The 19,037-nt window shown below is 70.0% G+C and carries 16 protein-coding genes; 8 read left to right on the plus strand and 8 right to left on the minus strand.

All coding sequences use genetic code 11. The features are described from left to right. Nucleotides 1–55: 55 nt before the first annotated feature. From ACAV_RS16420 to ACAV_RS16450, 7 genes are all read right to left on the minus strand, one after another. Nucleotides 56–1,591 (minus strand): methyl-accepting chemotaxis protein, encoded by a 1,536-nt coding sequence (locus tag ACAV_RS16420; RefSeq protein WP_280512890.1) that lies wholly within the window; start codon nucleotides 1,589–1,591, stop codon nucleotides 56–58. A 147-nt stretch (nucleotides 1,592–1,738) separates the two neighbouring features. Further along, nucleotides 1,739–3,022: a TRAP transporter large permease gene (locus ACAV_RS16425; protein WP_013595701.1), complete on the minus strand. Its 1,284-nt coding sequence runs from the start codon at nucleotides 3,020–3,022 to the stop codon at nucleotides 1,739–1,741. 21 nt (nucleotides 3,023–3,043) lie between these two features. Continuing rightward, nucleotides 3,044–3,559, minus strand: coding sequence for a TRAP transporter small permease (locus tag ACAV_RS16430; RefSeq protein WP_013595702.1), 516 nt, complete (start codon nucleotides 3,557–3,559; stop codon nucleotides 3,044–3,046). 97 nt (nucleotides 3,560–3,656) lie between these two features. After that, entirely contained in the window at nucleotides 3,657–4,637 is a 981-nt protein-coding gene (locus tag ACAV_RS16435; protein WP_041829279.1) for a TRAP transporter substrate-binding protein, read from the minus strand. A gap of 238 nt (nucleotides 4,638–4,875) precedes the next feature. Beyond that, entirely contained in the window at nucleotides 4,876–6,957 is a 2,082-nt protein-coding gene (locus ACAV_RS16440; protein ID WP_013595704.1) for a TonB-dependent receptor, read from the minus strand. 195 nt (nucleotides 6,958–7,152) lie between these two features. Continuing rightward, a complete protein-coding gene (locus tag ACAV_RS16445) occupies nucleotides 7,153–7,509 on the minus strand; it encodes a DUF2946 family protein (RefSeq protein WP_013595705.1) in 357 nt (118 codons plus the stop codon). Between the two features lie 120 nt (nucleotides 7,510–7,629). Then, entirely contained in the window at nucleotides 7,630–8,187 is a 558-nt protein-coding gene (locus ACAV_RS16450; RefSeq protein WP_013595706.1) for an HNH endonuclease, read from the minus strand. Between the two features lie 156 nt (nucleotides 8,188–8,343). On the opposite strand from ACAV_RS16450, the gene ACAV_RS16455 reads away from it, so the two are divergent. The 3 genes from ACAV_RS16455 (at nucleotide 8,344) to lspA (ending at nucleotide 12,925) form a co-directional block, all read left to right on the plus strand. After that, a complete protein-coding gene (locus ACAV_RS16455) occupies nucleotides 8,344–9,393 on the plus strand; it encodes a bifunctional riboflavin kinase/FAD synthetase (RefSeq protein WP_013595707.1) in 1,050 nt (349 codons plus the stop codon). Between the two features lie 142 nt (nucleotides 9,394–9,535). Beyond that, a complete protein-coding gene (gene ileS, locus ACAV_RS16460) occupies nucleotides 9,536–12,415 on the plus strand; it encodes an isoleucine--tRNA ligase (RefSeq protein WP_013595708.1) in 2,880 nt (959 codons plus the stop codon). Continuing rightward, a complete protein-coding gene (gene lspA / locus ACAV_RS16465; protein ID WP_013595709.1) occupies nucleotides 12,416–12,925 on the plus strand; it encodes a signal peptidase II in 510 nt (169 codons plus the stop codon). Between the two features lie 40 nt (nucleotides 12,926–12,965). Here the strand turns inward: lspA and ACAV_RS16470 are convergent, their stop codons facing one another. Next, nucleotides 12,966–13,862: a hypothetical protein gene (locus ACAV_RS16470; RefSeq protein ID WP_244875478.1), complete on the minus strand. Its 897-nt coding sequence runs from the start codon at nucleotides 13,860–13,862 to the stop codon at nucleotides 12,966–12,968. A gap of 377 nt (nucleotides 13,863–14,239) precedes the next feature. Here ACAV_RS16470 and ACAV_RS16475 point away from each other — a divergent pair, with 377 nt between their 5' ends. From ACAV_RS16475 to ACAV_RS16495, 5 genes are all read left to right on the plus strand, one after another. Further along, a complete protein-coding gene (locus ACAV_RS16475) occupies nucleotides 14,240–15,244 on the plus strand; it encodes a LacI family DNA-binding transcriptional regulator (protein ID WP_013595711.1) in 1,005 nt (334 codons plus the stop codon). Nucleotides 15,245–15,310: 66 nt separating this feature from the next. After that, a complete protein-coding gene (locus ACAV_RS16480) occupies nucleotides 15,311–16,324 on the plus strand; it encodes an ABC transporter substrate-binding protein (RefSeq protein WP_013595712.1) in 1,014 nt (337 codons plus the stop codon). Then, complete coding sequence (locus tag ACAV_RS16485) at nucleotides 16,321–17,145, plus strand: ABC transporter permease (RefSeq protein WP_013595713.1); 825 nt, start codon at nucleotides 16,321–16,323, stop codon at nucleotides 17,143–17,145. The genes ACAV_RS16480 and ACAV_RS16485 overlap by 4 nt, the downstream gene beginning before the upstream one ends. A 12-nt stretch (nucleotides 17,146–17,157) precedes the next feature. Next, nucleotides 17,158–17,955, plus strand: coding sequence for an ABC transporter permease (locus ACAV_RS16490; protein ID WP_013595714.1), 798 nt, complete (start codon nucleotides 17,158–17,160; stop codon nucleotides 17,953–17,955). Beyond that, on the plus strand, nucleotides 17,945–19,030 hold the full coding sequence (locus tag ACAV_RS16495) for an ABC transporter ATP-binding protein (protein ID WP_013595715.1): 1,086 nt from the start codon (nucleotides 17,945–17,947) through the stop codon (nucleotides 19,028–19,030). Before ACAV_RS16490 ends, ACAV_RS16495 begins: the two co-directional genes overlap by 11 nt. Nucleotides 19,031–19,037: the final 7 nt, after the last annotated feature.

Consider the following 19,037-nt stretch of genomic DNA (forward strand, 5'->3'; position numbering starts at 1 on the left):
AATCCGTTTCAGGTTCCGCAGGCCCGGGAGCGCCGGGCGGTGCTCTCTGGCCGGGTCAGATGCGGAATGCGTCCACGGCGCGGACGAGGTGGGCGGCCTGCTGCTGCATGGACTGGGCGGCGGCGGCGCTCTGCTCCACCAGCGCGGCGTTCTGCTGGGTGCCCTGGTCCATGACGGTGATGGCTTCGCTGACCTGGGCCACGCCGTCGCTCTGGGCGCCACTGGCGGCGCTGATCTCGCTGACCAGGCCGGTGACGCGCTGGATGGCGGACACCACTTCGGCCATGGTGGTGCCTGCCCGGTCCACGAGTTGCGAACCCTGGCCCACGCGCTCCACGCTGGCACCGATCAGGTCCTTGATTTCCCGCGCGGCCTGGGCGCTGCGCTGGGCCAGCAGCCGCACCTCTCCGGCCACGACGGCGAAGCCGCGGCCCTGTTCGCCGGCACGGGCCGCTTCCACCGCCGCGTTGAGCGCCAGGATGTTGGTCTGGAAGGCGATGGAATCGATCACGCCGATGATGTCCGCGATCTTGCGGCTGGAATCGTTGATGCCGCGCATGGTCTGCACGACTTCGGCCACGACCTCCCCGCCCCGCACGGCCACGGTGCTCGCGTTCACGGCGAGTTCGTTGGCCTGGCGGGCGCTGTCGGCGTTCTGGCGCGAGGTGGAGCCCAGGTGCTCCATCGATGCGGCCGTCTGCTCCAGGGCGGCGGCCTGCTGCTCGGTGCGGGCCGAGAGGTCGTTCGTGCCGGAGGATATTTCCACGGAGGCCTGGGAAACCGCGTCCGCGGACTGGCGGACCTGCCCGATCACCTGGGCCAGCTGCAGGCGCATGGCCGAGAGATGGTGGACCAGGCTGGAAGTGTCGCCCGCGCCCGCCGCGAAGCTCTCGCGCAGGTCACCATCGGCGATCTGGCGGGCGATCGCGGTCGCCTGGGCTGGATCGCCGCCCAGCTGGCGCAGGACGGAGCGGATGATCCGCCAGCCCAGCAGCCCCCCGAGCACCGCGCCCGCCGCGATGAACGCGGACACGATGCGGAAGGTGCGGTCCACGGAGGCGGCCACGCGCTCGGTCTCGTCCCGGGCGAGCTGCTCCTGCAGCTTGCCGGCTTCCAGCAGCAGGTTGCGGACTTCGACGTGCAGCCGGTCGGTGGAGGCGTTGAGCTCGCCCATGGCCGCTTCCGCATCGCCGGCCTGCGCAGCCGCCTGCAGCTTGGCCACCGACGCCTTGTAGCGGGCCCAGGTGTCCGCCAGCTTCTGGCCCGTGGCGCGCAGCTCCGCGCTGGCTCCTTCCTGGCGCAGCAGGCCGATGGCGTCGAGCACGGACTGCTCCGACTGCTGGTTGAGCGACAGCGTTTCCTCGCGGGATTTCGCGTCGGTCTTGAGGATGAACGGGTACATGCGCCGGAAATGCACCGCCGCCTGCCGTCCCCCGTCCACCACCTTGCGCAACGGGACGACGGTGTCGGTGTACATCTCGCGCTGGGCGGCGCTCACCGCGCGCAGCTGGGCCAGGCCCGTGGCCCCGACGAGCAGGAGGACGGCCAGGAAGAAAGCCACCAGCGCGACCAGCTTCTGCGCCAATGTCATGTTTTTGAATAGCGGCATGGAACGGGAACCCCTCTATGGCTGCAACTCATCCGTGCAGGTCGCTCCATGGTGCCAGAAATGTAAGAAATCAATACATATTCATCAAAGATAACGGCATTTCTACAACGTGCCCGGGTACCGCACCCTTCAGAAGCCCAGCGCGTGCGGCAGCCAGGTGGAGATGGCGGGCACGAAGGTGAGCAGGGCCAGCACGATCAGGTGGGCCACGAGGAACGGCGGCAACTCGCGCGTGAGCGCCGCCAGCGGCACCTTGGTGGCGACCGAGGTGACGAACAGCAGGCCGCCCACGGGCGGGGTGATCATGCCCAGCGTGAGGTTGACGATCACCACCATCGCGAAGTGGATCGGGTCGATGCCCAGCGCCGCCGAGATGGGCGCGAGGATGGGCACGAGGATCATCACGCCCGGCAGCGGCTCCATGAAGATGCCGAAGAGCAGCAGCAGGATGTTGACCGCGATGAGGAAGGTGACGGGCGAGAGGTTCCAGCCCACGATCGTCTCGGCCAGTTGCTGGGGCACGCCTTCCACCGTCAGCACCCAGGCGAAGGCGGCCGAGGCGGCCACCACCAGCAACACCGAGGCGGTGAGCAGTGCCGAGCGCGCGGCGATGTGCGGCAGGGCCTTCCACTCCAGCGTGCGGTAGATCCACTTGCCGCAGACGAGGGCGTAGAACACGGCCACCACGGAGGCCTCGGTCGGCGTGAAGATGCCGAAGCGGATACCCACCAGGATCAGCACCACCAGCATCAGGGCCGGGATGGCGCGGATGCTGTTGGCGAGCATTTCGCGGCCCGTGGGGCGCGGCTCGCGCGAGCGGTAGTCGCGCTTCACGCACACCCGCCAGTTGACCAACGCCATCGCCAGCGCGATGAGGATGCCCGGCGCGAAACCGGCGATGAAGAGCGCGCCCACCGAGACCTGCTCGTCCTGCAGCGCGTAGATGATCATGATGATCGAGGGCGGGATGATCGGCCCCACGATGGCGGTGCTGGCCGTGAGCGCGGCGGCGTAGGCGCGCGAATAGCCGGCCTTGTCCATCATCTTGACCATCATCGAGCCGGGACCGGCCGCGTCGGCCAGGGCCGAACCGGAGATGCCCGAGAACAGCGTGAGCGAGAGGATGTTGGCGTGGCCGAGCCCGCCGCGCAGGTGGCCCACGAACTGCGCCGCGAAGCGCAGCAGCACCACGGTGAGCGCGCCGCCGGACATGATCTCGGCCGCGAGGATGAAGAAGGGCACGGCCATCAGCGGAAAGCTGTCGATGCCCGTGAACATCTCCTTGAACACGATCAGCTGCGGATAGCGCCCGCCCACGAAGACCGCGATGGCGGCCGACATGGCGAGCGCGAACGCGACGGGAAAGCCCAGCGCCATCAGCAGGACGGCGGAAACGAAAAGGGTGATGGCCATGGTGTCAGTTCCTCGCGGGCATCAGAGCGAGGCCGCCGATTCGGCGTCCATCTCGTCGGATTCGACATAGCGGCCATCCCGGATGTAGCCGCGCGCCATGAAGAGCAGGTGCACGAAGAGCAGCACGAAGCCCGCCGGCATGGCCGCGTAGATCCAGGCGAAGGGGATGTCGGTGGCCGGCGTGGTCTGGAAGCGCGTGGCCCAGACGTACTGCACGGAGAACCAGGCCATCACCAGGAAGAACACGCCCAGCGCCAGCACGATGAAGCAGCGCAGCACCCGCGCGCCGCGCTCGCCCAGCACGTGGTGCAGGTTGTCGATGGCCACATGGCCGCCGAAGCGCAGCACCAGCCCAGCGCCGAGGAAGGTGCACCAGATCATCAGGTGGCGCGCCACCTCTTCGGCCCAGACGATGGAGTCGCCCGTGGTGTAGCGCAGCACCACGTTGGCGAAGACGATGCAGGCCATGGCCAGCAGCAGAAGGATCAGCAGCCAGCGGTTGCCGGCGACCAGGGCGCGCTCGAAGCGAGGGAGCATGGTGGGATGAAGGAAAGCGAGGATGGGCTGGAAAAGACAAAGCCCGGACGTGCCGGGCAGAGGGTGTGCGAGGCTGGCGGCGCAGGCCGCTGCGACCTCACTTCACGCTGGCGATCTGGTCGAGCGTCTTCTGGCCGAACTTGGTGGCGTACTGCTTGTAAGCGGGCTCCAGCGCCTTCTGGAAGGCGCTCTTGTCCACCGACTCCACCACCTGCATGCCGGCGGCCTTGACCTCGGCCAGGCCCTTTTGCTCCACGTCATCGACGAACTTGCGCGAGGCCAGCGCGCCGGCCTTGGCGCCCTGCGTGAAGGCGGCCTTCTGCGCATCGTTCAGGCTGCCCCAGAAGTTGGGCGAGACGATGAGCGCCATCGGGGCGTACACGTGGCCGGTGAGCGAAAGGTACTTCTGCACCTGCGGCAGCTTGGCCGAGACGATCACCGACATGGGGTTCTCCTGCCCGTCGATGGTGCCCTGCTGCAGCGCGCCGATCACCTCGGGCCAGGACATGGGCGTGGGCGAGGCACCCAGCGTGCGGAAGGCGGTGATGTGGACCGGGTTCTCGGTCACGCGGATCTTCAGGCCCTTGAGGTCGGCAGGCGTCTTCACCGGATGCTTGTTGTTGGTCAGGTGGCGAAAGCCCTGCTCGCCCCAGGCCAGCGCGATGAGGCCGCGCTTCTGGAACTTGCCCAGCAGTTCCTGGCCGAAGGGGCCGTCGAGCACGGCGCGGGCGTGGGCCGTGTCGCGGAACAGGAAGGGAATGTCCACCACGCCCACGTCGGGCACGAAATTGCTCAGGGCGCCTGTGGAGACGATGACGGCCTCCACCGTGCCCAGTTGCAGGCCCTCGATCAGCTCGCGCTCGCCGCCCAGGGCGCTGGAGGGGAACTGCTTGAACTTGATGGCGCCGTTGGTGGCCTTCTCGACCGTATCGGACCACGCCTGGGCCGCGGCGCCGTAGTGCGAATTGACAGCCAGCGCATAGCCGAGCTTGACCTCCTTGGGCTGCTGGGCGTGGACCGTGCCTGCAGCCAGGCAGGCGATGGCGGCCACGGCGGCAGCAAGGCCCTGGCGGCGCAGGACACGGCGGGCAGGCAGCAGGATGGAGGACGAGGAAACGGCGAAGGCGGAATCAGCGGCGTGGCGCATGGGTACGGGTCCGGTGAACATGGAGAGCCTGGCAGGGCCGGCAGCGGCGAAGAAAGCGGCCGCACGGGGCGGCCGGCGATTATCGCGATGCCGGCACCGCCTCCGGAAGCGGGAATGCCCTGAGCGCGGAGTCTGCCGGAGGCGCATACCGCATGCCGGAACGCACCCGTCAGAAGCTATAGCCCGCGGACGCGTAGATGTTGCGCTGCGGGCCCGGCGTGAGGTAGTTGCTGACGTGCAGGTGACTGGAGACGAAGTAGGCCTTGTCGAACACGTTGCGCAGCGCGACCTGCAGTTCGAGCATGCCCCCGTCCATCCGGTGCTTCCAGGTGTGCGACAGGTCCACGCGGGCGTACCCCGGCAATGTGGTCGTGTTGGCGATGTCGGCCGGGCGGCTGCCCTGTGCCTGGATGCCGACGCCGGTGGCGTGCTCTGCGCTCCAGCGGAACTGGCCCCACAGGCTGAGGGCATGCCGGGCCACGTTGGGGATGCGGCGGCCCGGGTAGTCCGAGTTCGCCCCGTACCGGGCATCGGTGTAGGCGTAGGCGAAGGCCACGCCGATGCGGCGCGACAGGTCGCCGCTCAAACCCGCTTCGATGCCTTGGGATCGTCCCGTTCCGGCAATCGTCTTGTCGTAGATGTTCGGCGTGGAGGGATCGTCGGCCAGCAGGTGGGTCTGCTGCAGCCGGTACACGGCGACATCGGACTGCAGGCGCCCGCCGTTCCACAGGGACTTCCAGCCCGCCTCGTACTGCCTGGAGGCACGCGACGGCAGCGACTGGCCGGAGGCCGAGGACGCCTGGTTCGGCGCGATGCCGGTGCTGTACGCGACATACAGGGAGTCCGTGCCCGAGAGCTTGCGCAGCAGGGCGAGGCGGGGCGAGGTATCGGACTCCCGGATGCCTGCCGTGCCGGCGGCACCATAGAGGAAATCCTGCCGGGTGGACCGCAGTCCCGCGACGGCGCTCCAGTCCCCCCACTCCATCCGGTCCTGCAGCGACAGCACCGTGCTGCGGAGATCCTGCGTGGTGGTCGTGAAGCTGAAGGACGCAGGCGGGATCGCCGGGCCGCGGACCGGTGCATAGATGTTCACGGCCGGGCTGGCCAGGCCGGCGCTGCGCTGGTCCAGGGTTTCGGTGTAGCGCTCCACGCCGGCGAAGAGGTGGTGCCGCATGCCTGCCCAGTCCTGCACGCTGGTGATGCCGGTGGCGAGCGCGTCGATCCTGCGCTCCGTGCCCGGCTCGTAGGCCAGCCGCCGGCTGAAGGTTCCCGGTGGCGCACCCGCGACGGCGGGGCCCAGGGATTGCCGCACCGATGTGCTGTGCGCCCGGAGGCGGGTGTAGTCGAGAAACAGCCGTGACGTTCCCGAAAGGGCCGCATCCCCATGCAGGTCCACGGTGGTATTGCGGGTCGTCGAGTCGCTCCAGGGTTCGCTGAGCTGCAGGTCGGGCGGGACCGCCGCAGGCCGGCCGCCGATGCCCGGCAGCCCGAAGTCGGGGCGGTAGGTCTGGTCGGTGTACTCCACGCCGAGGCGAAGGTGGTAGCGGTCGGCGTCGCTCCTGGCGATGCCCGCCTTGAGCCCGTCCAGCCGGTCGGGCACGTGGCGCCACTCGCTCGCGGACGAATGCACGGCGATGACACGGGCCGCCAGTTCCTGTTCGGCGGACAGCACGCGGTTGATGTCCACATGGGTGTCGAGCGCGCCATGGGTTCCGGCGCCCAGGCCGGCCGAGCCGAAGTCGCCCAGTTCGGGCTGCCTGGTCACGATATCGACGGTGCCCCCCGGCTCGCTGCGCACGCCGATGGCGGCACCGGGGCCGCGCAGGACATCGACACGCTCCACGAAGGCGGGCGTGAAGGGATAGTTGGACAGCCGCACGCCGTCGCGCATCACGCGGGAGGCACCGGTGCCGCTGTCCGCGATGGCGCCCCGGAGCACGAAGAACTGGCTGCGGCTGCCGTTGAAGCCCGAATCGGCCTGCGCGCCGGGCACGTTGCGCAGTGCCTCCTGCAGGGTCGTGGCCCCCTGGGCCCGGATGAGCTCGGCGGGCACGGAGGTCACGGACGCGGGCGTATCCAGCGGCGCGGCGGCGCTGCCCAGGGCCAGGCCGGAAGGCGCCGCCGCATATTCCGCGGCCTGGACGGTGACGGTTCCGAGCGTGGGCTCCCGCGCTCCGTCTTCCGCGGCGCCGGCGACGCCGGGGAGCAGGCAGGCACAGAGGGCGGGTGCGGCGTGGAATGCATGGTGCATGCGGCGGCGAAGACCTGTGGGATGCATGGTGGATGGGTTCTTTCCTGGTGCGTGCGAACGCGCGAGCCCCCGGCCGGCGTGCAGTGGCTGCGCGGCTGTTGCGGGTGGCCGCGGTTGCGATGGGGTGGAGCGGCGCGCGCGGCACGGCCGACGCGGCTGGTCCGGCGTCGGCCCCGCGAGAGCCCGGGGAGGGTGTCAGGAAAGCACGGGAGGGCCGCGTGGCGGCAGCGGCGCACCGGCGATGCCCGCGATGTGCGCCCGGACGGCGGGCTGCAGGGCATGCGCCAGCGCCTGGGGCACGATGCCCGCACCGCGCACGGGAGGCGGAGGCAGGGAAATGCCGAGGCACACCGGGCAATCCAGCGTGCCGTGCGCGGCCTCCCCGGCACCGTCGTCGTCAGGCGCCACCCACTTCATGGCGCCGCCGGTGCTGCAGACCATCTCCGACGGCACGGGCCGGAGCATCGGGGATGCGATGGCGACGCCCAGCGCCAGGACGAACCACGCCATGGCGAGGCGGACCAGCCGTGGCGATGTGCGCAGGACGTGCATGGCGACGCATTATGGGTGCGCGGCCCCGCAGGCGGTGGGCCCGCCCTGCCCCTGCGGCAATATGTCCACCCAGGGCCGCGCAGGCCGCTGGCCCGGGCGTCGCGCGCCCGCCCTGCCCCGTCAGCTCAGCAGCCGCGAGGACTTGGGCACGTGCGCCATGAGGAACTCCATCTGGTCGGCGAGGATGCGCCGGTTGCGCAGGATGAAGTCTTCCCACAGGCTGGGCACGTAGGGGGTGTAGAGCAGCGGCATGTGGGCCTGCTCGGGCGTGCGCGGGCCCTTGCGGTGGTTGCAGGCGCGGCAGGCGGTGACCACGTTCATCCAGTGGTCGACACCGTTGCGCGCGAAGGGCACGATGTGCTCGCGCGTGAGGTCTTCCTCGTGGAAGTGGCCGCCGCAGTAGGCGCAGATGTTGCGGTCGCGCGCGAAGAGCTTGCTGTTTGTGAGGGAGGGCCTGAGGCCGAAGGGGTTGATGCCGGGCACGCCCTTGGTACCGATGATGCTGTTGACCTCGATCACGGACTGCTCGCCCGTGAGCGCGTTGTGCCCGCCCCGGAACACCGCGATGGGCCCGCCGGATTCCCAGCGCACCTCGCCCGCGGCATAGTGCGTGACCGCCTGTTCCAGCGAAATCCACGATTGCGGCAGCCCCTGGGCCGACAGCTTCAAGACCTTCACAACACCCTCCTTGCAACACGACAAGATTCGGAACGCTGATGTCTCGCGGGCCGCCCGCGGGGGCCCGTGCAGCACAATATACTCCCAAATCATGACGGATTGGCGGCCAGCGCTTGGCGCACCTGCCTGGCCCGCTATCAAAAAACTAGCATTCCGATGAAGATCTTCCGCGGCCTCCACCACCCCGGCATCGCTCCTGCCTGCGCGGTCACCATCGGTAATTTCGACGGCGTCCACCGCGGGCACCAGGCCATGCTCGCGCTGCTCGCCAGCGAAGCGGCGCACCGCGGCGTGGAGAGCTGCGTGCTGACCTTCGAGCCGCATCCGCGCGACTATTTCGCCAGCGCCCTGCAACGGCCCGAACTGGCGCCCGCGCGCATCGGCACGCTGCGCGACAAGCTCGAGGAACTGGCGCGCTGCGGCGTGCAGCAGGCGGTGGTGCTGCCCTTCAACGAGCGGCTGGCGCGCCAGCCCCCCCAGGCCTTCATCGACGACGTGCTCGTGCGCGGGCTGGGCGCGCGCTACGTGCTGGTGGGCGATGACTTCCGGTTCGGCGCGCAGCGCGCGGGCGACTACGCGATGCTGGACGCCGCCGGGCGCGAGCGCGGCTTCGACGTGGCACGCATGAACAGTTATGAAGTGCACGGGCTCCGCGTTTCCAGCTCGGCCGTGCGCGATGCGCTGGCGCGCGGCGACATGGAGGCCGCCGCGGCGCTGCTGGGACGGCCCTATGCCATCAGCGGCCACGTGGTGCACGGGCGCAAGCTCGGCCGTGCGCTGGGCGCGAGCGCCGAGGGCGCCGGGGATGGCTTCCGCACCCTGAACCTGCGCTTCGCGCACTGGAAGCCCGCGGCCGGCGGCATCTTCGCCGTCCTGGTGCACGGCCTCTCGGAGGCCCCCCTGCCCGGCGTCGCCAACCTGGGCGTGCGCCCCTCGCTCGACCCCGCAGACGTCAACGGCGGGCGCGTGCTGCTGGAGACGCATTGCCTGCAGTGGCCCGCCCACCTGGGGGCCGAAGGGGCCTACGGTAAAATCGTGCGCGTGGAACTCCTGCACAAACTGCACGACGAGCTGAAGTACGACAGCCTCGACGCCCTCACCGCCGGCATCGCCCGGGATTGCGAGGACGCGCGGGCGTATTTCGCGTCCACCCCGGCCGCCAGCTACACGGAAACCCGTCGCCAGACCACGCGCGACCGAATTTGACGCCCGCGCGGCCCGCCCCCGGCGGCCGCGCCCGCTCCCCCCGAGCAGCACCCCGGTGCGCTGCTCCCCTCCCGCCCCCCTTTCCTGCTTCCGCCCTGGCGGCCCCGGCACCTGCCGGCAGCCAGGCATCTCCTGCCCAGTCATGTCCGACACTACGCCTTCCGCCTCCGAATCCACGCCCGGAACCGACTACCGCGCGACGCTGAACCTGCCCGACACGCCCTTCCCCATGCGCGGCGACCTGCCCCGGCGCGAGCCGGGCTGGGTGAAGGAATGGGACGAGAAAGGCATCTACAAGCGCCTGCGCGATGCGCGGCGCGGGGCTCCGAAGTTCATCCTGCACGACGGCCCGCCCTACGCCAACGGCCAGATCCACATGGGCCACGCGGTGAACAAGATCCTCAAGGACATGATCACCAAGGCACGGCAGCTCGAAGGCTTCGATGCGCTCTACGTGCCGGGCTGGGACTGCCACGGCCTGCCGATCGAGAACGCCATCGAGAAGAAGCACGGCCGCAACCTGCCGCGCGACGAGATGCAGGCCAAGGGCCGGGCCTATGCCACCGAGCAGATCGCGCAGCAGATGGCCGACTTCCAGCGCCTGGGCGTGCTGGGCGAATGGGAGAACCCCTACAAGACGATGAACTTCGCCAACGAGGCCGGCGAAATCCGCGCGTTCAAGCGCGTGATGGAGCGCGGCTTCGTCTACCGTGGCCTCAAGCCCGTCTATTGGTGCTTCGACTGCGGCTCGTCGCTGGCCGAGTTCGAGATCGAGTACCAGGACAAGAAGAGCACCACGCTGGACGTGGCCTTCAAGGCACACGATCCGGCCGCGCTGGCCGCCGCCTTCGGCCTGCCGGCCCTGCCCAAGGACGCCTTTGTCGTCATCTGGACCACCACCGCCTGGACCATCCCCGCCAACCAGGCGCTGAACCTGAACCCCGAGATCCGCTACGCGCTGGTGGACACGGGCGAGCGCATCCTGCTGGTGGCCGAGCCGCTGGTGGCATCGTGCCTGGAACGCTACGGCCTCGCGGGCAGCGTGATCGCCACCACCCTGGGCAGGCAGCTGGGCGGGCTGGAGTTCGAGCATCCGCTCTACGACGTGGCGAGCGATGACGGCAGTTACGGCTACCAGCGCCTCTCGCCGGTGTACCTGGCCGACTACGCCACGGCCGACGACGGAACGGGTATCGTGCATTCGTCGCCCGCCTACGGCCTGGAGGATTTCAACTCCTGCGTGGCGCACGGCCTGGCGCTGGACGACATCCTCAACCCCGTGCAGGGCAACGGTACCTACGCGGCGGACTTCCCCCTCTTCGGCGGCCAGCACATCTGGAAGGCTGTGCCGGCCGTCATCGAGGCATTGCGCAACGCCGGCCGCCTGATGGCCACCAAGGACATCGTCCACAGCTATCCGCACTGCTGGCGCCACAAGACGCCGGTGATCTACCGCGCCGCGGCGCAATGGTTCGTCCGCATGGACGAGGGCGAGGGCGTGTTCACGAAGCCCGGCGAGAAGCCCGCGAAGACGCTGCGCCAGATCGCGCTCGAGGCCATCGAGCACACGAGCTTCTATCCGCAGAACGGCAAGGCGCGCCTGCACGACATGATCGCCGGGCGGCCGGACTGGTGCATCTCGCGCCAGCGCAGCTGGGGCGTGCCCATCCCGTTCTTCCTGCACAAGGATTCGGGCGAGCTGCATCCGCGCACCATGGAAATCATGGACCAGGCCGCCGCCATCGTCGAGGCGGGCGGCATCGAGGCCTGGAGCCGCGTGACGGTGGAAGAGATCCTGGGCGCGGAAGACGCGCCGCACTACACCAAGAGCACGGACATCCTGGAGGTGTGGTTCGACTCCGGATCCACCTTCTTCCACGTGCTGCGCGGCACCCACCCGGAAGTGCACCATGACAGCGGCCCCGAGGCCGACCTGTACCTGGAGGGCCACGACCAGCACCGCGGCTGGTTCCATTCGTCGCTGCTGCTGGCGTCCGCCCTCTACGGCCGCGCGCCGTACAAGGGCCTGCTGACCCACGGCTTCACCGTGGACAGCCAGGGCCGCAAGATGAGCAAGTCGCTGGGCAACGGCATCGACCCGCAGGAGATCAACAAGAAGCTGGGCGCGGAGATCATCCGCCTGTGGGTGGCGGCGAGCGACTATTCGGGCGACATCGCGGGCGACGACAAGATCCTGGCGCGCGTGGTGGATGCCTACCGCCGCATCCGCAACACGCTGCGCTTCCTGCTGGCCAACGTGAGCGACTTCGATCCCGCCACGGATGCCGTGCCGTTCCCGCAGATGCTGGAGATCGACCGCTACGCGCTCACGCGCGCGGCGGAGTTCCAGGCCGAGGTGCTGGCGCACTACCAGGTGTACGAGTTCCATCCGGTGGTGGCGAAGCTGCAGCTCTACTGCTCGGAAGACCTGGGAGGCTTCTACCTCGACGTGCTGAAGGACCGGCTCTACACCACCGCACCCAGGAGCCTGGCGCGCCGCAGCGCCCAGACCGCCCTGCACCAGATCACGCACGCCATGCTGCGCTGGATGGCGCCCTTCCTGTCCTTCACGGCCGAGGAGGCCTGGAAGACGTTCGGCCACTCCGACTCCATCTTCCTGGAGACCTACCAGCCCATCGCCGGGGCCGACGAAGGCCTGGCCGCGAAGTGGACGCGCATCCGCGCCATCCGCGACGCGGTGAACAAGGAGATCGAGGCAGTGCGCGCCGCCGGCCAGGTGGGCTCGTCGCTGCAGGCCAACGTCACCCTGGTGGCCGGCCCGGAGGACCATGCGCTGCTGTCCAGCCTGGGCGAGGACCTGAAGTTCGTGTTCATCACCTCCGCCGTCGAGCTGGTGGCGGGCGATGCGCTCGCCATCCGCGTGGCGGCCAGCCCGGACGCAAAGTGCGAGCGCTGCTGGCACTACCGCGCCGACGTGGGCCGGGACCCGGCCCACCCGACCATCTGCGGCCGGTGCGTGAGCAACCTGCACGGCAGCGGCGAAACGCGGGAGCACGCATAAATGGCCCGCGGCAACGCTTCTTCCTCCGCGTCCGGCAAGGGCTCGCTGTGGCCCTGGCTGGCCTGGGCCGTGCTGCTGCTGGTGGCCGACCAGTTCACCAAGACGCTGATCCTGGGCTATTACCGCCTGGGCGACGCCACTTACGTCACCAGCTTCTTCAACATCGTGCGGGCGCACAACACCGGCGCGGCGTTTTCGTTCCTGGCGAATGCGGGCGGCTGGCAGCGCTGGGTGTTCACCGGCATCGGCGTGGCGGCGGCCCTCTTCATCGTCTGGCAGCTGCGCGCCCATCCGGGGCAGAAGCTGTTCTGCTTCGCGCTCTCCAGCATCCTGGGCGGCGCCATCGGCAACGTGGTGGACCGCATGATGCACGGCTACGTGGTGGACTTCCTGGACTTCCACGCACGCGGCTGGCACTTCCCGGCCTTCAATCTGGCCGACTCCGCGATCACGGTCGGCGCGGCCTGCCTGATCATCGACGAGCTGATGCGGGTGCGGCGGGGCAGCTGACCGCATGCCGGATGCCACCGGCCCGGGGCGCGCCGGGCCGTCAGGACGTTCTCTGGCGGAGCCGGCAGGCGGCGCCGTACAGCAGGGCGGGCACTTCCGCCACGGCCTGGCGCACGCCCAGCCCGGCGGTCATCTGCCGGGCCACGCCCACGGCCAGCACGCCATAGCGCAGCGCGCGCCGCGCATCCTGCATCGCGGGTAGCGCCTCCAGTGCCTCGCGGGGCACCCCGGCACTGGCGGCCCGCTCCGCCTCTCCGGCACCGGAGAGTTTCCGCTGGATCCTGCGCTCGAAGGCCCTGCTGACGGCCGGCATGGCTGGATAGACATAGCCGGGGGGAGGCAGGGAGCCTTCCGGAACCTGGCTCCGTTCGTACTCGACCCATGCATGCAGGGCGGCGCCGGAGTGTGCGAGCAATCCGTCGAGGCAGGCTTTTTCCGGGCCGCCCTGCACGAAGTATTCCTCCTTGGTCGCCGGCGTGTCGGACCACTGCCCATCGGGAGCGAACACGGCGGGCCCTTCCAGCCAGGCATCCATGACGAGGTCGTCTTCCGGTCCGCCATCGCCGCGCACTTCGGTCCATACGTGCGGGATCTCATGGGAAATCACCTGGCAGAGCGCCTCTTGCGTTCGCAACCGGGGCACATGCAGCAGGGCTGCGAGCGCCGCATGCTCGTCGCAGTTGCCGGCCCTGGCGGCGATCGCCCCGGCGGCGCTTGCGGCCACCTGGGGCCAGCCGGCACCCACCAGATGCTCCGCCACGGCCTTGGCGGCGATCATCCCGCGCAGGCTCTCGCCTCCGGTGCGCTCGATGTCCTGCGCCACATTGCCCCGCCCGATGGACAGGAGGCTGCGCGTTGCCTCGACCGTGCCGTGGGCCTGCCGCAATCGGGCCAGGTCCGGACCTTCCACGTGCCGTCCGTCGATCGCCCGCGCCATGACATAGGGCCGTAAAAGCGCATCGCCAGCCACACCGCGGCGTGGCGCAGGCAGCCCCGGGGGCACCCCGCGGGGCCGCAACTCCCCGCCGGCACCGGCCACGACGGTGGAGGATCCGCCGGGCAGATGCGACGGGGATGCGGCAGGCGCGGAGCGGGCCCGGGGCGATGGCAGAGCGCTGGCCGAGGTGAGGCGGGAAACCATGGGCGAGATGCTGGACGCTCCCATGCCATCCGGCGGCCTGCCGGGCGAAGCAGGCGGCCAGGTAAACGAAGGCACGGTCCCGGTGGGCGCCCCGCTGTCATCGCCCCGTCACGCTGCCGGGCTCCAATGCATGTAATCGATTACATGACCCGTCTGCAGCCGTTTCTTTCTCCATGACCATCCAGCACGTCGCCCATGAAGCCGGGGTATCGGTCGCCACCGTCTCCCGGGTTTTCAATACGCCCGACAAGGTGATGCCCGCCACGCGCGCCGCGGTGCTCGGTGCCGCCGAGCGGCTGGGCTACGTGCCCAACGCCACGGCACGCACGCTGCGCACCCAGCGCAGCCACGTCATCGGCGTGGTGCTGCCCACGCTGCTGAACCCGGTGTTCGCGGAATGCCTGGACGGCATCGCGCAGGCCGCGGCGCGGGGGGGCTACGCCATCCTGCCGTTCACCACCAGCTACGCGGTGGCGCAGGAAGAGCGCGCGGTGCACCTGCTTCTGGCGGGCAATGTGGACGGCATGGTCCTGGTGGTGTCGCAGCCCCAGTCCTCCGCGGCGCTGGAGCGGCTCGCCGCGGTGCAGCTGCCGTACGTGCTGGCCTACAACCGGCATCCGGACCATCCCTGCGTTTCGGTGGATGGCGAAGGCGCCGTGGCGGACCTGGTCGCACAGCTGGCCGCGCTGGGGCACCGACGGATCGCCATGGTGAGCGGGCAGCTCGCGGCGTCCGACCGGGCGCAGCAGCGCTGCCGCGGCTTCGTGCGCGGCATGGCGCAGGCAGGCCTGGCCCCGGCGCGGGTCGTGGAAGTGCCCTTCGTCGAGACCGCCGTGCAGGAGGTGGCCGAGCTGCTGCGCGGGCCGCAGCGCCCCACCGCCCTGGTCTGCTCCAACGACCTCATCGCGATCCGCTGCCTGCGCGCGGCGCACATGGCGGGCCTGGAGGTGCCGCGCGACCTCAGCGTGGTGGGCTTCGACGGCATCGCGCTGGGCCGGGACCTGACGCCCGTGCTCGGCACGGTGGCGCAGCCCAATGCCGACATCGGCCGCTGCAGCGTGGAGCTGCTGGTCCAGGCCATGGCATCGCACGTGCCGCCCACGCCGGAGGCCAGCCTGACGCTGCCGCACCACTTCCGCGCCGGAGGCTCCTGCGCCGCGGCGCCAGGCGGTGACTGACACGGTCCTGCCGCACCCGTTTCCCTTCGTTCCCTTCTTTGTTCCTCGCCCCACAGGAGTTTCCCGATGCGATCCACCCTCCAGCAATTCGCGCGCGCCGCAGCGCTGGCCCTCGGCCTGGCCGCCACCGGCGGCGCCTTCGCGCAGACCGCCATCTGCTACAACTGCCCGCCCGAATGGGCCGACTGGGGCACTCAGCTCAAGGCCATCAAGGCGAAGACCGGCGTGACCGTGCCACCCGACAACAAGAACTCCGGCCAGTCGCTGGCGCAGATGTCCGCCGAGCGCGCCAGCCCCGTGGCCGACGTGACCTACCTGGGCGTGACCTTCGCCATCCAGGCGCAGAAGGACGGCCTGCTGGGCACCTACCAGCCCGCCGGCTGGAAGGACATTCCCGATGGCCTGAAGGACCCGGCCGGCCACTGGTTCACGATCCATTCGGGCACGCTGGGCTTCATGGTCAACGTCGATGCGCTGGGCGGCAAGCCGGTGCCCAAGTCCTGGGCCGACCTGCTCAAGCCCGAGTACAAGGGCCTGGTCGGCTACCTGGACCCGGCCTCGGCCTTCGTCGGCTACGTGGGCGCCGTGGCCGCCAACCAGGCGCGAGGCGGCACGCTGGAGAACTTCGGCCCCGGCATCGACTACTTCAAGGCGCTGCAGAAGAATGAGCCCATCGTGCCCAAGCAGACCGCCTATGCGCGTGTGCTCTCGGGCGAGATCGCCATCCTGCTGGACTACGACTTCAACGCCTACCGCGCCAAATACAAGGACGGCGCCAACGTGCAATTCGTGATTCCGGCCGAAGGCACGGTGGTGGTGCCCTACGTGATGGGCATGGTGGCGAAGGCGCCGCACGCCGCCGACGCGAAGAAGGTGCTGGACTTCGTGCTCTCCGACGAGGGCCAGGCGATCTGGGCCAAGGCCTACCTGCGCCCGGTGCGCGCCGCCGCCATGCCCGCCGACGTGCAGGCCCGCTTCCTGCCCGCCAGCGAATACCAGCGTGCGAAGACGGTGGACTACGGCCGCATGGCCGCGGTGCAGAAGGCGTTCTCCGACCGCTACCTGCAGGAAGTGAAATGAGTTCGCGCCACGGCGGTTTCGCCCCCTCGCGCGCCCTGCTGGCCGCATGCGCCGCACCGGCCGTGGCGTTCTTCGCGGCCTTCTGGCTGCTGCCCACGGCCCTGCTGCTGGCGCTGCCGGCGCGCCAGGGCTGGGCGACGTATTTCGCGGTGCTGACGAACGGCCGCTACCTGCAGAGCCTGCTGCAGACGCTGGGCCTGTCGCTGGCCGTCACGCTGGCCACGCTGGTGCTGGGCGCACTGGTGGGCATCACGCTGGCGCGCCAGCGCTTCCCGGGCCGGCAGCTGCTGCTGTCGCTGCTGACGCTGCCACTCTCGTTTCCCGGCGTGATCGTGGGTTTCTTCATGATTTTGCTGGGCGGGCGCCAGGGCACGCTGGCGGGCATGACGCAGGCGCTGGGCTGGGGCCGCATCACCTTCGCCTACGGACTGCTGGGCCTGTTCCTCGCGTACCTCTACTTCTCGCTGCCGCGCGCCATCGCCACCTACACGGCGGCGGCCGGCGCCATGGACGCGCAGCTGGAAGAAGCTGCCCGCTCGCTCGGCGCCTCGCGCTGGCGCGTGGCACGCGACGTGTGGATGCCGGCGCTCGCGCCCACCACGCTGGCCTGCGGCGCGATCGTGTTCGCCACCGCGATGGGAGCCTTCGGCACGGCGTTCACGCTGTCGGCGAAGTTCGAGGTGCTGCCCATCACCATCTACGACGAATTCACCAACTACGCCAACTTCGCGCTGGCGGCCAGCCTGTCGATCGCGCTGGGGCTGATCACCTGGCTGGTGCTCTGGGTGTCCCGCCGCTGGGCCGGCACCTCCGCCTTCTGAGAAAGAGCCACGATGAGAAACGCAAGACAGGCGCCCTGGGCGCTGGTGGCCCTCACCGCGCTGGTGACGCTCTTCATGGCCGCGCCCATTGCCCTGTCGGTGATGGCCGGGCTGGTGAACAACTACGGCACGGGGCTGCGCAGCGGCCTCACGCTGCGCTGGCTGGGCGAGGTCTGGGAGAACTACGGCAGCACCGTGACCTGGTCGCTGTGGCTGGCGCTGCTGTGCGTGGCGGGCAACCTGCTGATCGGCGTGCCCTGCGCCTATGCGCTGGCGCGCAGCCGCTCGCGCGCCGCGCGGCTCTTCGAGGAGCTGCTGACCCTGCCCGTCGCGGTGCCGGGCCTGGCGAGCGCGCTGGCGCTGATCCTGGCCTACGGAACGCTGCAAGGCTTCCGCCAGAGCTTCGCCTTCATCTTGGTCGGGCACATGGTGTTCACCCTGCCCTTCATGGTGCGCACCGTGGGCGCGGCTTTCCGGAAGGACGAATTGCGCTCGCTCGAAGAAGCGGCGCGCTCGCTGGGTGCCAGCTTTTCGCAGCGCTTTCTCGGCGTGCTGGTGCCCGCCGTGCTTCCGGCCGTCGTGGCGGGCAGCCTGATGGTGTTCACGCTCTCGGTGGGCGAATTCAACCTCACCTGGATGCTGCACACCCCGCTCACCCGCACCCTGCCCGTGGGCTTGGCCGACAGCTATGCCTCGATGCGCATCGAGATCGGCTCGGCCTACACCCTCGTCTTCCTGATCGTCATATTGCCCGTGCTCTGGGGCCTGCAGGCCGTCGGCACCTTCATCGAGAAACACCATGGCACTTGAACTCGAACGCACGCGCGTGGACATCGTCCAGTGCGCCAAGACCTATGCCGGCGACGCGCGCGGCCTGCAGCCCACCGACCTGGCCGTGCAGCCCGGCGAGGTGCTGGCGCTGCTGGGCCCTTCGGGCTGCGGCAAGACCACGCTGCTGCGCCTGATCGCCGGGCTGGAGGCGCCCGACGCCGGCAGCCGCATCGCCTTCGGCGGCACCGACGTGACGCAGCTGCCCATCGAGCAGCGCGGCGTGGGCATGGTGTTCCAGCACTACGCGCTGTTCCCGCAGATGACGGTGGAGGGCAACATCGGCTATGGCCTGAAGATCCGCGGCACGCCCGAGGCCGAACGCCGCCGCGTGGTGGGCGAGCTGATCGACCTGGTGCGCCTGAACGGGCTGGAGAAGCGCCGCCCGGCGGAGCTGTCCGGCGGCCAGCGCCAGCGCGTGGCCCTGGCCCGCGCCGTGGCCGTGCGCCCGCGCGTGCTGCTGCTGGACGAGCCCCTCACCGCGCTGGACGCCAAGCTGAAGGAGTCGCTGCGCGATGAGCTGGCCGAGCTGCTGCGCCGCCTGCACATCACCGCCATCCACGTCACCCACGACCAGCAGGAGGCGCTCGCCATTGCCGACCAGCTGGCCGTGATGCAGGCCGGCCGCATCGTGCAGGTGGGCGACGGCGAGACGCTCTACCGCCACCCGGCGCACCCGTTCGTGGCATCCTTCCTGGGGCGGGTGAACCGCCTGGTATTGCCCGGGGCGGGCGCACGGCACGCCGCGCCGGGCTGCATCGACCTGGGCGGGCTGGAACTGCCGGTGCCGCACGGCGCCGCTGCCAACGCCTGGCTGGTGCGGCCGGAAGACGTGGAAGTGGAACCCGCCGTCCTGGGACAGCCCGGCTGGGGCCATGCCGACGTGACGCACCGCAGCTTCCTGGGCGACCGCGTGCAGCTCACGCTGAACGTGCCCGGCCAGGCCCCGCTGCGCGCCGACGTAGCCCGCGACCACGCCGCCCGCGCGGGCGATGCGGTGGCCGTGCGCATCGCGCCGCAGCGGCTCATGCCGCTGGCCGAAGACATTGCCGCCTGAAACGCGT

The sequence above is a fragment of the Paracidovorax avenae ATCC 19860 genome, from assembly GCF_000176855.2.
Lineage (GTDB): Bacteria > Pseudomonadota > Gammaproteobacteria > Burkholderiales > Burkholderiaceae_C > Paracidovorax > Paracidovorax avenae.